This is a genomic window from Agromyces sp. LHK192, assembly GCF_004006235.1.
Classification (GTDB): Bacteria; Actinomycetota; Actinomycetes; order Actinomycetales; family Microbacteriaceae; genus Agromyces.
The window spans coordinates 1,108,896-1,122,879 of record NZ_CP034753.1 but is presented as its reverse complement, the minus strand read 5'-3'; the positions used below and the strand labels follow the sequence as shown (position 1 = coordinate 1,122,879).

Sequence of the window (13,984 nt, the reverse complement as noted above, 5' to 3'; positions counted from 1 at the left end):
GGCCGGCTCAGAGCCCGATGCGCTCCAGGTAGGGGTTCACCAGTCGCCGATCCGGGTCGAACCGGGCGCGGAGCGCCGCGAAGTCGTCGAATCGCGGGTACCGCGCCCGGATCTCCTCGGCCGGCAGCGTGAACAGCTTGCCCCAGTGCGGACGCGCCGTCTCGGGCAGCGCGGCCTCGATCACCGGCAGCACGGCCGTGACCGCGGGCTCGTCGAGCTTCCAGGTGAAGTGGATGCCCATGACATCGCGCTCGTACGCGGAGCTCAGCCACAGGTCGTCGGCACGCACCGTGCGCACCTCGCAGACCTGCAGGACCGGCGCGATCCGCGGCGCGAGCGCGCGCACGGCCTCGAGCGCCGCGACCGCGTCGGAGCGCGGCACGAGGTATTCCGACTGCAGTTCCGCGCCGGCCGACGGTGTGAACTCGAGCCGGAAGTGCGGCAGACGCTCGAACCACGGGCCCGGTTCGCCGAGCTGAGGCGTGCACGCGTCGGCCGCGAGTCCGATGATCGGATGCCTCGCCTCGGTCGCCGCGCGGGCGCCGAGCCTCGCGGCGACCGCGTCGCGGCGCGCGGCGGCATCCGATGCGCCATCGTCGGATGCCGCGGGATCGACCCGCTGCTTGACCCAGAGCTGGTCGGCGCGGCCGGTGTCGAGCCACCGTGTGAAGATGCTGACGCTCGTGCCGAGCGAGGTCACCGCGTCGAGGTCGGCGAGGATCGCGTCCCATGAGGGGCCCTCGAACACGTACTGGGCGACGTCGTACGTCGGTTCGACGTCGAGCTCGAGGGCGGTGACGAGTCCGAGCGCGCCGAGGCTGACGACCGCCCCGGCGAAGTCGCGGTCCGTACCACGCGTCAGCGTCAGCGACTCGGCCGACGGCGTCACGATCGAGATCGACCGCACCGCGCTCGCGAGCGAACCGATCCCGTCGCCCGAGCCGTGCGTACCGGTCGCCACCGCGCCCGCCACCGAGATGTGCGGCAGCGAGGCGAGGTTCGCGAGCGCCGTGCCGTTCGCGTGCAGGATCGGCGCGAGGTCGCCGTAGCGGAGGCCTCCCGTCACGCGAACGGTGCTCGCGCCCCCGCTCGACGTGTCGACGTGCACCGGCAGCCGGTCGGTCGCGATGAGCGTGCCGGCCGTGTCGGCGAGGTCGTTGAACGAGTGGCGCGTGCCGAGGAAGCGCACGGGTCCGTCGGTCGCCAGCACGGCGTCGACGACGTCCGGCACCGACGTCGGGTGCAGCACGCGCTCGGCTCGGTAGGCGAGGTTGCCCGCCCAGTTGCGCTCGACGCTGGTTCCGTCGGACTCGGTCACGGTTCCTCCTCAGCAGGGACGACGACTTCAGCAGCGTCGGCGGGGCATCCGTCAACGCTACCCGGGTGCGTCACGGGGCTCACCACTCGACGACCGGCCAGCCGTCGGCATCCCATCGCAGCGGCACGAGCGCGAGCTGGTGCGCGCCGTCGAGCCGCGCGTCGTAGTAGTGCAGCGCCATCGTGTCGCCGTACACCGATTGCCCGCCGGGCCCGATCCGGTCGCCGGATGCCTCGAGCACGGGCTCGTACCCGTCGAGCAGCATCGGGGTGCCGTCGCGGTCGAGGTAGGGCCCCGTGATCTCGTCGGCGCGGCCGACCGCGATCGAGTACGTGCTGTCGAGGCCCTGGCAGCACGAGTCGCGCGAGACGAACAGGAACCAGTCGCCGTCGTGCTCGACGAGGTAGGGCGCCTCGACCGCGTTGGGCGGCGCGCCCCGGTCGACGAGGTGCAACGGCTCGGCGTCGTCGGCCCGAAGCCCGCTCGGCCATTCGAGCGGGACCATGCGGATGCCGCTCCAGAACGAGCCGAACGCCATCCACGGCCGTCCGTCCTCGTCGGTCGCGACGCCCGCGTCGATCGCGTTGAAGTCGTCCGACGTCGACGAGGCGATCACCTCACCGCGATCGACCCACTCGGAGTCGGGGTCGTCGGGATCGAGCGTGGTGTTCGTCGCGAGCGCGATGACCGAGCGGTTCTTCCCGAACGTCGAGGCCGAGTAGTACAGGTACCAGGTGCCGTCGTGCTCGACGAGTTCGGGCGCCCACAGGTTCTTGACACCCGGGACCGCGTCAGCGAGCCAGTCGGGCTGCTCGTCCCACACGGTGCCGCGCGACACCCAGTCCGCGCCGTCGTCGGACGAGCGGATCTGGATGTTGCCGTCGCCGCTCGTCTCCGACCCCGTCGAGTAGACGTACCAGGTGTCGCCGTCACGGGCGAGGGCCGGGTCGTGCGCCGTGAGGTCGCCGGTGAGGTCGCGGGCACCCTGGGGAGCACAGCCGGAGAGCGCGGCGAGTGCCGCGAGGGCCGCCGACGCGATCAGCGCTCCGACGGCCCTCGCGGTCCCCCTCCCGGCGCCCCTCCGCCGGTGCACGGTCACCCGAGGCCGACCGCGGTCCACGAGACGGGCGGCAGGGTCACGGTGAGCGTGCCCCCGTCGAGCGCGGCCGACTCGTTCGCCCGCACGCCGACCCGCTCGGGCTCGTCGAGCGTGTTCTTCGCGTACACGTCGTCGTCGGCCAGCAGGAGCGTCTCGCGGATGCCCAGGCCGTCGAGCCCGACGAGGTCGACCGTGACCGTGATCGCCTCGGTCTGCGAGCGGTTCACGAGGAACACGGCCGCCTGGCCGGCATCCGCGTCGTGCGTGGCGACCGCGTCGACGAGCGGCACCTCGCCGTACGCCTTCGTCTCGTAGGTCGGCGCGTCGAGCTTCAACTCGAGCGCCTCGCCCTGTGCGAGCCGGGAGGTGATCGAGAACGGGAAGAAGGTCGTCTGACGCCAGGCGATGCCGCCCGGCTCGGTCATGATGGGCGCGATGACGTTGACGAGCTGCGCGAGCGACGCGCTCGTGACCCGGTCGGCGTGCTTGAGCAGCGAGATCATCAGGTTGCCGAAGACGACGGCGTCGGCGACCGAGTAGACGTCTTCGAGCAGGCGGGGCGCGACCGGCCAGTTGTCGATGCCGGAGATCTTGTCGACCCCGTGGAACCGCTCGATGTACCAGACGTTCCACTCGTCGAACGAGATGTTGATCGTCTTCGAGCTGCCGTTGACGGCCTTCACGTGGTCGGCCGTCGCGACGACCGACTCGATGAAGTGGTCCATGTCGACCGCCGACGCGAGGAACGAGCCGAGGTCGCCGTCGCGCTCCTCGTAGTACGCGTGGCACGAGATGTAGTCGACGTCGTCGTACGTGTGCGTGAGCACGACGCGCTCCCACTCGCCGAACGTCGGCATGTGCGCGCTCGACGACCCGCAGACGACGAGTTCGACCGACGGGTCGAGCTGGCGCATCGCCTTCGCGGTCTGGCTCGCGATCTTGCCGTAGTCGTCGGCCGAGCGGTGGCCGAGCTGCCACGGACCGTCCATCTCGTTGCCGAGGCACCACATCTTCACGCCGAACGCATCGGTGCGGCCGTTGTCGATGCGGCGCTGCGAGAGCGCCGTTCCGCCACTGAGGTTCGAGTACTCCAGGAGGTCCAGGGCCTCGAGCGTGCCGCGGGTGCCGAGGTTGACGGCGAGCATCAGGTCGCTGCCGACCTTGTCGAGCCAGTCGGCGAACTCGTGCATGCCGACCTCGTTGGTCTCGGTCGAGTGCCACGCGAGGTCGAGGCGGCGCGGGCGCTCCTCGCGCGGGCCGACGGAGTCCTCCCAGCGGAAGCCCGACACGAAGTTGCCGCCCGGATAGCGGATCGTCGAGACGCCGAGCTCCTTGACCAGGTCGATGACGTCGGTGCGGAAGCCGTCGGCATCCGCCAGTTCGTGGCCGGGCTCGTAGATCCCGTCGTAGACGTGGCGGCCGAGGTGCTCGACGAACCCGCCGAAGACGCGGCGATCGATGCGGCCCACCGCGAAGTGCGGGTCGACGGTCAGGCGTGCTGCAGACATGATGCTCATTTCGAAGTGGGGTCCGCGGCGCGGACCGATGGAACGAAGTCGTGGGAACGGATGGGTCGGGTGGTCGGATGCCGGGCCGAGCGCGCGGCCGGCACGTTGCGGACTCTGCGCTACTTGATCGAGCCGATCGTGAGACCGCCCTGCCAGTAGCGCTGGAGGAAGAGGAAGGAGAGGATCAGCGGCAGCACCGAGATGAAGGCACCCGTGGTGATCAGGTTCCACACCTGCTCGCCGCCGGCGCCGGCGTTCGACAGCGCCGTCCACCGGTTGAGGCCGACGGTCACGGGCAGCAGGTTCGGGTCGGTGAGCACGGCGAGCGGCAGGAAGAAGTTGTTCCACGTGCCGACGACCGAGAGCAGCAGCACCGTGACGATCGCGGGCCGCAGCAGCGGAAGCGCAACCTGGAAGAACGTGCGGATCTCCCCAGCGCCGTCGATGCGCGCCGCCTCGAGCATCTCGTCGGGCACCGCGTCCTGCGTGTAGACGCGCATCAGGTACACGCCGAACGGGCTCAGCAGGCTCGGCAGGATCACCGCCCACGGGGTGTTGATCAGGCCGTACTGGCTCAGCAGCATGAACGTCGGGATGACGAGCGCGGTCAGCGGCACCATGATCGAGCCGAGGATGATGCCGAACACCGCGCCGCGGCCGCGGAAGCGGTACTTCGCGAAGCCGTAGCCGGCGAGGATCGACAGGATCGTGGCACCGATGCCGCCCGCGAAGGCGTACAGGAACGAGTTGCCGAGCCAGGTCCAGTAGATTCCGTTCTGCTGGCTGAACAGGCCCGCGATGTTCTCGAACAGCGCGAAGTGGTCGTCGAACCAGAACGCCGGGCTCGAGAAGAGCCCCGAGGTGTTCTTCGTCGCGGCGACGAAGAGCCACCAGATCGGGATGACGAAGTAGATCGCGAGGATGATCAGGAAGACGTGCGACCCGATGCGGCGGCCGCCCTCGCGGCCGGAGCGTCCACGGGGTCCGCGCGGGGTGCGACTCGGCATGCCGGTGACCGTCGTCATCGGCTCGGGGCCGGTGGTGCTGGCGTGGAGGGTCATCACTTCAGTCCGCTCTGCTTGCGCGTGAGGAAGAGGAACAGGTACGAGCCGGCGAACACGAGGATGCCGAGCGCGAACGCGATCGTCGACGCGTAGTTGAACTGGCTGTAGCTGAAGGCGAGCGAGTACGCGTACATGTTCGGCGTGTACGCCGCGTCGATCGCGCCCTGCGCGATGTTGCGCAGCACCACGGGTTCGGTGAAGAACTGGAGCGTGCCGATGAGCGCGAAGGTGATCACCATGACCATCGACGACGAGATCATCGGCACCTTGATGCGGGTGGCGGTCTGGAACCCGTTCGCGCCGTCGATGCGGGCGGCCTCGTAGATCGACGGGTCGATCGACCGGAGCGCTGCGTAGATCACGACCATGTAGTAGCCCGACCACTGCCAGGTCACGATGTTGACGAGGCTGCCGAAGATCGTGTCGGGGGCCAGGAAGCTCGGTGCGTCGAGGCCGACGAGGTCGAACAGGGTGGTCGCCGGCCCGAAGCGCGGGCTGTAGAGGAAGCTCCACATGAGCGCCCCGATGACGACCGGGATCGCGTACGGCGCGAAGATCAGCAGCCGCGAGAGCTTCGAGACCCAGGTCGTCAGGCTGTCGAGCACGAGGGCGGCGACGAGGGCGACCAGCAACTGGGCCGGGATCATCACGAGCGCGTACGCGCCGACCCGCAGCAGGCCCTCGAGGAACAACGGGTCGGTGAACGCCTTGAGGTAGTTGTCGATGCCCGTGAACTTCGTGCCCGTCGCGAGCGTCGAGGTGAACAGGCTCATCCCGAACGCGTAGAACAACGGGAAGACGAGGAACGCCGCGAAGACGACGAGGAACGGGCTCACGAACAGCCAGCCCCAGCGCTGCCGTCGGCGTTCGAGCCTCGACCCGCGAGGCTTGCGGGCGTCGCGCCCGCTGCGCGTCGCCGTAGGCGGCGGCGCGGCGGTGGTCTGGATGGTCATGCTCGCTCTCCTCGTCGAGGCAGTCGTCGATCGATGGGATGCGCAGGAGCGGTGCGGATGCCTCGGGCACGGCCACGAGGCATCCGCTCGCCTGCTCCTACTGCAGGGTGAAGCCCTGCTCGCCGGCGTACTTCTCGAGCGACGCCTGCAGGTCGTCGAGCGCCTGGTCGGAGCTCTTCTCGCCCTGCACCATCGCGAACAGCTGCTCGGTGAGCTGGTCGTACGCGTAGTTCTGGAAGGGGCTGAACGTGAAGCCCTCGTAGCCGGCCGCGGCCTCGAGGAACACGTCCTTGTTGATCTGCTGGCCGCCGAAGAACGGGTACTCGAGGTCGCGGAAGTAGTCGGACTCGAGGATCGGCTTCCACAGCGGGAACAGCGCGGCCTCCTCGATGCCGATCTTCCACGCCTCCTCGGTGCCGAAGATCTCCTTGGCGACGACCGCGGCCGCCTCCTTGTCCTTCGCCTGGCTGGTCACCGCGAAGGTCGAGCCGCCCCAGTTGATCTGGACGGGGTTCGCCGGGTCCCATTGCGGGACGGGCGCGGCCACCCACTGCGCGTCGGCGTCGGCGTCGCTGAGGCCGGCGAGGTAGCCGGGGCCCCAGGCGGCTGCGACGTAGATCGCGTAGGAGCCGTCGACGAGCTTCGTGTTGTAGTCGGCCGTGAACGCGTCGTCGGTCGCGACGAGGCCGTTCTGCACCAGGTCGTCCCAGTACGCGAGCACGTCCTTCGAGCCCTGGTCGTTGACCTCGATGCCGATCTCGGTCGGGTTCGCGCTGTCGTAGGTCCACGGCGTCGAGCCGGCCTGCGCGAAGAGGGCCTGGTTGTACGCGCGGCCGTTCGTCGGGAAGTCGGCGAGCACGCCGGGCGCACCGGCATCCTTCAGCGCCTGCGCGGCGGCCGCGAACTCGTCCCACGTGGTGGGCGCCGCGATGCCGTACTGGTCGAGGATGTCCTTGCGGTACAGCATGCCCATGGGGCCGCCGTCGACCGGGATGCCGTAGACCGCGTCGCCCGAGGAGACGTCCTTCCACGCGCCCGCGGTGTAGTCACCCTCGACGTCGGCGGCGCCGTACTCGCTCAGGTCGACGAGCGCGTCGCGGATCGAGAAGCTCGAGAGCACCTCGGACTCGAGCATGATGACGTCGGGCGCACCCGAGCCGGCCTCGATCGCGGTGGAGAACTTCGTGTACTCGTCGTTGCCCTGACCGGCGTTGGTCCAGCAGACCTGGACGTCGTCGTGGGTCTCGTTGAACAGGTCGACCACGCCCTCGAAGGCGGGGTACCAGGCCCAGACGCTGACCTGGGTCGCGTCGGGGTTCACGATCGTGTTGGTGCACTCGCTCTTCGCCGAGTCACCGCCGTCGCCGGGGGCGCAACCGGTCAGGGCGGCGGCCGAGACGGCGGCCACCCCGGCGATCGCCAGGAGCTTGCTCTTCATGCTCAGGTGCTCTTTCTCTCGCGGTGTACGACACCGTTGTCTGCTGTGCGGAGGCCCTCGACCGTCGTCGACGGGAGGTCCTCGTCGTCGAGATCGAGCGCTTTTACAACGTTGTAGGTAAACGTTGTAGGAGTCATATTGACGGCAACTCCGGACGCTGTCAAGTGCAGCGCTCCGCGCGTCCGGCGTGGTGAGGGGTGGCCGTCCGGCGCGACGGCACGGCGCAACTCCGGAACGGCGCGACGACTCGCCGGAACATTGCCGGCGACACGCCGACGCGCCGGGCGATCCACCGGAGATGCGCCGACCGGATGCCTCGGGGGCGCGGCCGGCACGGGGCAAGCGCGCGTCAGTGCCGCGCAGACCCGTCAGCGCCGCGCAGGCCCGTCAGCGCCGCGCGGTCGACTCCCGCTCGACGACCCGGAACGGCACCTCGACCTCGCGGGCGACCGGCCCGTCGTCACCGGCGTTGATGCGCTCGACGAGGAAGTCCACCGCGGTCTCGGCGATGCGTTGGCGACCCGGGTCGATGGTCGACAACGCGGGCTTGGTGTACCTGGTCTCGTCGAGGTCGTCGAAGCCCATGACGAGCACGTCCTCGGGGACCCGCCGTCCCGACTCCTGCAGCACGCGCATCGCGCCGAACGCGACGGCGTCGTTGAACCCGAACACGGCGTCGAACTCCACTCCGTCGTCGATCAGCTCCTGCATGAGCCGCGCGCCGTCGGAGCGGAACCACGTGCCGCCGGGCGGCACGAGACGCTCGTCGTACGGGATGCCCGCCGCCTCGAGCGCCTCGCGATAGCCGCGCAGGCGGAGGCCCGCCGAGCCGACGACCTCGCCGGTGTGCGCGCCGAGCGCGGCGATCCGCGTCGCGCCGCGGGAGATCAGGTGCTCGGTCGCCGCGCGGGCGGCCTCGACGTTCTGCATCGTCACGTGGTCGGTGGGTCCGCCGAAGATGCGCTCGCCGAGCAGCACCATCGGCACGGGCGCCTTGCGGAGCTCGGCGACGTCTTCGTCGCGCATGGCCAGCACGCTGTAGAGCACGCCGTCGACCCCGCGGCGCATCGCCGCGTCGACGACCTCGAGTTCGGCCTCGGGCCCCTCCTCGCCGCGGATCTGCTCGATGAGCACCGACAGGCCGTGCGTGGCCGCGGCCGTCATGACGTCGTTCGCGAGCTCGGCGAAGTACACGTTGCGCAGGTCGGGCATGATCAGGCTGATCAGCCCGGATCTGCCGGAGCGCAGCAGGCGCGCCGCCCGGTTCGGTCGATAGCCGGTCTGGGCGATCGCCTCCTCGACGCGTTCTCGCGTGGCGGGTCGCACGTGCGGGTAGTCGTTGATGACGTTCGAGACGGTCTTGATCGAGACCCCCGCAAGCCGTGCGACATCGTGCAGCGTCGCAGCCATGGTCCTCCCTCGCGGGACACTCTACAACGTTGTAGAGCCGTCGCCGCCACCCCTCGGCTTCGCGGGCGGCGTGACGTGCGCCTCGGCTCGCGCCCTGGCGGCATCCGCTCGCCGTTCGCCCCACGCGAGCCGCTCGCGCTCGAGCGGCTTCGCGAGCACGGTCCACACCACCAGGGCGACCCCCGCCCCGACGAGCGCGCCGCCGATCGTGTCCGTGATCCAGTGCGCCCCGAGGTAGGTGCGGCTGATCGCCATGAGCACGGTGTAGCACGCACCCGCGATCCACACGGCGACTCGCGGCACGATCACGCCGAGGGCGACGGCGATGGTAGCCGCGTTCGCGACGTGGCCCGACGGGAAGGACCCGTAGTCGCTGGTGACCATCATGTCCTCGGGCCGAGCGCGCCCGAACAGCTCCTTGAGCAGCTGCACGACGAGCGCGCTCGCGGCCGAGGCGACGATGAAGTAGAGCGCACCCCACGGCCGGCGGCTCACCAGCAGCAGCACGGCGACGAGCACCGGGATGATGAAGACGCCCACCACGCCGCCGCCCAGCCAGTTCATGGTGAGGGCCAGGAAGTCGCCGAACGGGCCGTGGATCGTGAGGATCTCCTCCGCCCACTCCTCGTCGAGGTCGACGAGGATGCCGTTGCGGATCGTGACCACCAGCCCCAGCAGCGCCGCAAGCCCGACGGCGACGAGACCCGCGACGAGCGGCACCCGCCGGCTGAACGCGTGCGCGCGGCGTTCGAGGCGCGGTTCGAGCGCCGGCCCGGGGCCCGGGGCATCCGTCGGCGGGGCATCGGGGCTCGCGGCGGGCACCCCGTCCGAGGCATCCGCTGCGTCGCGCTCGTCGCTTCCCATCGCCCAACCGTACCGGCGGCTCGTCGAACGTCTCCGAACCCGTCCAGCGTTTCCGTTCGGACGGATGCGCTCGGCGACGACGGAGCCACTCGGCGCGGCGCGCGGCGCGGCGCCCGCGGCGCGCTCAGTCCGCGAGCGGCGGCACCGTCTTCGGTCGGATGAGCGCCCACAGCGCGATGATCGCGACGGATGCCGCGAGCACCATGACGAAGGCCATCGGCACGGCGCTGCCCACGCCGAGCAGGCCGATGAGCGGCGAGATGACGCCCGCGAGGCCGAAGTTCATGGCGCCGAGCAGCGACGCCGCGGTGCCGGCCTCGGCGCCGTGGTTCGCGAGGGCGAGCACCTGCACGGCCGGGAACGAGAAGCCGCACGCGAGGATGAAGAACCACAGCGGGATCGCGGTGCCCCAGAATCCCGCGCCCGAGAGGTCGAGCCCGATGATGGCGAGGGCCATGACCACGTGCACGATCGTGGTCGCCGCGAGGATCCACTGCGGCGGCACGGGCCCGCGCATGAGCCGGGAGCTGGTCTGCACGCCGATGATCACGCCGATCGAGTTCACGGCGAAGAGCAGGCCGTACTCCTGCGCGCTGAACGCGTAGACCTCCTGGAAGAGGAACGACGACGTCGACAGGTAGGCGAAGAGCCCCGTGAAGGTCATGCCGCCGACGATCGCCGCACCGAGGTACACGCGGTCGCGGAAGAGCGCCCCGTAGCGCGCCCGCATCGTCGAGTGGCCGGCCACGTGGCGTCGCGTCTCGGGCAGCGTCTCGACGATGAACAGCGCGACCGCCACCACGACCACCGCGCCGTACGCGCCGAGCACCCAGAACACGCCGCGCCAGTCCATGACGGCGAGCAGCTGCGAGCCGATGACCGGTGCGAGCACGGGGGCGAGGCCGTTGACGAGCGCGAGCCGCGAGAGCATCCGCACGAGGGGCTTGCCGCCGAAGAGGTCGCGCACCATCGCCATCGCGACGACGCCGCCGGCCGCGGCGCCGAAGCCCTGGAGCAGTCGGAACACGAAGAGCCACGTGATGTCGGGCGCGAGCGCCGCACCGACGGATGCCGCGATGTGCAGGATCGTCGAGAGGATCAGGGGCAGGCGGCGACCGACCTTGTCGCTCCACGGTCCGACGATGAGCTGGCCGAACCCGAAGCCCAGCATGGTGCCGGTGAGGGTGAGCTGGACGGCCGTCGCCGAGACGCCGAGTTCGTCCTGGAGCACCGGGAAGGCGGGCAGGTAGAGGTCGACCGTGAACGGTCCGAGCGCGGTGAGGGCACCGAGCACGAGCACGTAAACGAGGCGCTGGCGGCGCGACAGCGCGTCGCCGGGGTGCGCGTGGACGACCGGGGTCGACCGGGTGTCGTCGGGGCGGATGATGGGGATGGAGCTCGTTGCAGACATGGATTCCTACTGGCGCGCGGGCGGAACGACGGACGCGGCGCGCGACGGTCGGCACCGATGGGAACGGCGGTGTCGCGGGGACACCGCCGGGTTCGATGAGCCGATGGAGCGGGCTCGAATCGATTCGACTGCGTGTCAGTCTAGCGCGCGACCCCGGGGTCGCCGCAACCCGCCGAGTCGGTCAGGCCGCGCCCTCGACGCCCATCGGGTCGGCGAGCAGGGCCGCGAACGCGGCCTCGGCGGCGCCGATCAGCAGGCGATCCTCGCCGAGCGCCGCCACCCGCAGGTCGACGTCCTCGACCGCCGCGGGCATCGCCTGGGCGACCACCGCGTCGCGCAGGGCGGCCGGATCCTGCGCCGCGAGCGTGGCGAGGAACCCGCCCAGGATCACGACCGACGGGTTCAGCACGTTCACCGCGTTGGCGAGGGCCGTGCCGAGGATCCGGCGCTGCCGCGCGATCTCGTCGGCGACGGGTGCGGAGGCGTCCGATTCCGGGGCATCGGATGCCTCGGCGCCCGCGGTCGCCGCCTCGATCGCCGCGGCGAGCGCGGGCTCGTCGGCGTGCCGGAGGCCGACCACCTCGAGCAGTCGGGCGCGGCTCACCTCGTCCTCGAGCACGCCGCCAGGCACCAGGCGGTCGCCCGGCGCGTCGATGCCGGGACGGTTCTGGCCGAACTCGCCCGCGTAGCCGCCGGCCCCGCCGATGAGCGCACCCCCGACGATCACTCCCCCGCCGATGCCGCTGGCGCCGCCGTTGAGGTAGACGAGGTCGTCGACGCCGCGGCCGGCGCCGAAGAGGTGCTCGGCCATCGCGCCGAGGCTCGCATCGTTGCCGACGGCCGCGGGCAGGCCGGTCGCGTCCTCCACGAGCGCGCGGATCGGGGCGTCCCGCCAGTCGAGGTGCGGGGCGAACCGCACGAGGCCGTCGGAGGCGCGCACGAGACCCGGCACCGCGAGGCCGACGGCGATCGGTCGGGCGTCCGCGAGCAGCCCACCCGGTGCACGCCATCGCGCGACGGCCTCGGCGGTCAGGCGCGCGGCCTGCTCGGGCGTGACGAGGTCGTCCATCTCGACGCGCTCGCGCGCGGGAATCGTGCCGTCGAGCGCGACCGCGGCGATGGTGACCGCGTCGACCTCGGGGTTTACGGCGATGGCGACCACGCCCGAGTGCGGGGCGACGACCGGCGACGGCCGACCGACGCGGTTGGTGGGGTCGGGCGCACGCTCCTCGACGAGTCCGAGGTCGACGAGCTCGGCGGCGAGCGAGGCGACGGTCGACCGGTTGAGCCCGGTCGCGGCGGTCAGACGGGCTCGCGAGAGCGGCCCGTCGAGGTGCACCAGGCCGAGGATCTTCGAAAGGTTTCGGCGGTGCACGCCGTCGAACGTTCCGGCGCGGTCGGTCATGGCTCCACTCTAGGGCGAAGGTGCGAATATGTTGCGCTTGACGCCAAATCCGGCGCCACGTATATTCGAGGCGTCCAGATCACTTTCGACGTTGGCGTCGAAATTTTCGAGAGGTTCGATGATGAACAGACGCAGCACCACGCTCGTCGCCCTGGGGGCCGGCACCGCCCTCGTGGCGGCCGCCCTCGCCGGATGCAGCCCCTCGGGTGACGGCGGCGGCGACGGCGACGTGACGATCACCTGGTGGCACAACGCCACCTCGGGTCCGATGCCCGCCGTGTGGGAAGAGGTCGCCGCCGAGTTCGAGGAGGCCCACCCCGGCGTCAAGGTCGAGCAGACCGGCTACCAGAACGAGGAACTGCAGCGCACCCTCATCCCGAACGCGCTCGCCTCGGGCGACGCCCCCGACCTGTTCCAGGTGTGGCCGGGCGGCGAACTGCGCGACCAGGTCGCCAACGGCTACCTCATGGAACTCGACGACTCGCTCGCCGACACCATCTCGAGCGTCGGCGCGACGGCGACCCCGTGGCAGGTCGACGGCAAGACGTACGGCATCCCCTTCACGTTCGGCATCGAGGGCTTCTGGTACAACGCCGACCTGTTCGAGCAGGCCGGCATCAGCGAGCCGCCCGCCACGCTCGACGAGCTGAACGACGCCGTCACGGCGCTCAAGGGCGCCGGCGCAGCGCCCATCGCAGTCGGCGCGGGCGACAAGTGGCCGGCCGCGCACTGGTGGTACCAGTTCGCGCTCAAGTCGTGCTCGCCCGAGACGCTGCAGGCCGCCGAGCTCGAGTACGACTTCAGCGACGACTGCTGGGTCGAGGCCGGCGAGCAGCTCGAGGCCTTCATCGCTACCGAGCCGTTCCAGGAGGGCTTCCTCGGCACCGCGGCCCAGCAGGGCGCGGGCAGCTCGGCCGGCCTCGTCGCCAACGGCCAGGCGGCCATGGAGCTCATGGGGCACTGGAACGCGGGCGTCATCGGCGGGCTCACGCCGGACGAGGAGGTCCCCGAGTTCCTCCGCTGGTTCCCCGTCCCCGGCATCGACGGCGCCGACGGCGACCCGACCGCAGCCCTCGGCGGCGGCGACGGATTCGGCTGCTCCGCGGAGGCCCCGCCGGAGTGCGCCGAGCTGCTCGAGTACATCATGAGCGAAGAGGTCCAGAAGAAGTTCGCCGCGTCCGGCTCGGGCATCCCGACGGTGCCTGCCGCGATGGAGTCGCTCGAGGACCCGAACCTGAAGCTCGTCGCGGAAGGCCTGCAGAACGCGTCGTTCGTGCAGCTCTGGCTCGACACGGCGTTCGGCACCACCGTGGGCAACGCGATGAACGAGGGCATCGTGAACCTCTTCGCCGGCACCGGCACCCCGGAGGACATCGTCACCAAGATGCAGGCCGCGGCGGACACCCTCTGACCATGGCCGCCCTGCTCGACTCGGCCGGGCCCGCGATCGCCGCGGGCCCGGCCCCCTCCCCGAATCCGCCGCCGGACGCGGCGAGCGCCGGCCCCGCCGTCGT

General features: G+C 70.8%; 11 protein-coding genes. 1 reads left to right on the top strand and 10 read right to left on the bottom strand.

The window, feature by feature from the left end; translation table 11 throughout:
- Positions 1-7: 7 nt before the first annotated feature.
- The 10 genes from ELQ40_RS05000 to ELQ40_RS04955 all read right to left on the bottom strand — a co-directional run bounded on the left by ELQ40_RS05000 (position 8) and on the right by ELQ40_RS04955 (position 12,470).
- The gene (locus ELQ40_RS05000) at positions 8-1,318 is read right to left on the bottom strand and encodes a D-arabinono-1,4-lactone oxidase (RefSeq protein ID WP_127792698.1); all 1,311 of its coding nucleotides are present in this window, start codon (positions 1,316-1,318) and stop codon (positions 8-10) included.
- 79 nt (positions 1,319-1,397) lie between these two features.
- Positions 1,398-2,411: an arabinan endo-1,5-alpha-L-arabinosidase gene (locus ELQ40_RS04995; RefSeq protein WP_240665946.1), complete on the bottom strand. Its 1,014-nt coding sequence runs from the start codon at positions 2,409-2,411 to the stop codon at positions 1,398-1,400.
- Positions 2,412-2,413: 2 nt separating this feature from the next.
- A complete protein-coding gene (locus ELQ40_RS04990; protein WP_127792697.1) occupies positions 2,414-3,925 on the bottom strand; it encodes an alpha-N-arabinofuranosidase in 1,512 nt (503 codons plus the stop codon).
- Between the two features lie 119 nt (positions 3,926-4,044).
- A complete protein-coding gene (locus ELQ40_RS04985) occupies positions 4,045-4,950 on the bottom strand; it encodes a carbohydrate ABC transporter permease (protein WP_205649478.1) in 906 nt (301 codons plus the stop codon).
- A gap of 35 nt (positions 4,951-4,985) precedes the next feature.
- The gene (locus ELQ40_RS04980; RefSeq protein ID WP_127792696.1) at positions 4,986-5,942 is read right to left on the bottom strand and encodes a carbohydrate ABC transporter permease; all 957 of its coding nucleotides are present in this window, start codon (positions 5,940-5,942) and stop codon (positions 4,986-4,988) included.
- Positions 5,943-6,039: 97 nt separating this feature from the next.
- On the bottom strand, positions 6,040-7,380 hold the full coding sequence (locus tag ELQ40_RS04975; RefSeq protein WP_127792695.1) for an ABC transporter substrate-binding protein: 1,341 nt from the start codon (positions 7,378-7,380) through the stop codon (positions 6,040-6,042).
- Positions 7,381-7,767: 387 nt separating this feature from the next.
- On the bottom strand, positions 7,768-8,790 hold the full coding sequence (locus ELQ40_RS04970; protein WP_127792694.1) for a LacI family DNA-binding transcriptional regulator: 1,023 nt from the start codon (positions 8,788-8,790) through the stop codon (positions 7,768-7,770).
- A 21-nt stretch (positions 8,791-8,811) separates the two neighbouring features.
- Positions 8,812-9,654: a phosphatase PAP2 family protein gene (locus tag ELQ40_RS04965; RefSeq protein ID WP_127792693.1), complete on the bottom strand. Its 843-nt coding sequence runs from the start codon at positions 9,652-9,654 to the stop codon at positions 8,812-8,814.
- Positions 9,655-9,778: 124 nt separating this feature from the next.
- Complete coding sequence (locus ELQ40_RS04960; protein ID WP_127792692.1) at positions 9,779-11,065, bottom strand: multidrug effflux MFS transporter; 1,287 nt, start codon at positions 11,063-11,065, stop codon at positions 9,779-9,781.
- Between the two features lie 181 nt (positions 11,066-11,246).
- Positions 11,247-12,470, bottom strand: a complete 1,224-nt coding sequence (locus ELQ40_RS04955) for an ROK family transcriptional regulator (RefSeq protein ID WP_127792691.1) — start codon at positions 12,468-12,470, stop codon at positions 11,247-11,249.
- Positions 12,471-12,591: 121 nt separating this feature from the next.
- Here ELQ40_RS04955 and ELQ40_RS04950 point away from each other — a divergent pair, with 121 nt between their 5' ends.
- The gene (locus ELQ40_RS04950) at positions 12,592-13,881 is read left to right on the top strand and encodes an ABC transporter substrate-binding protein (protein WP_240665944.1); all 1,290 of its coding nucleotides are present in this window, start codon (positions 12,592-12,594) and stop codon (positions 13,879-13,881) included.
- Positions 13,882-13,984: the final 103 nt, after the last annotated feature.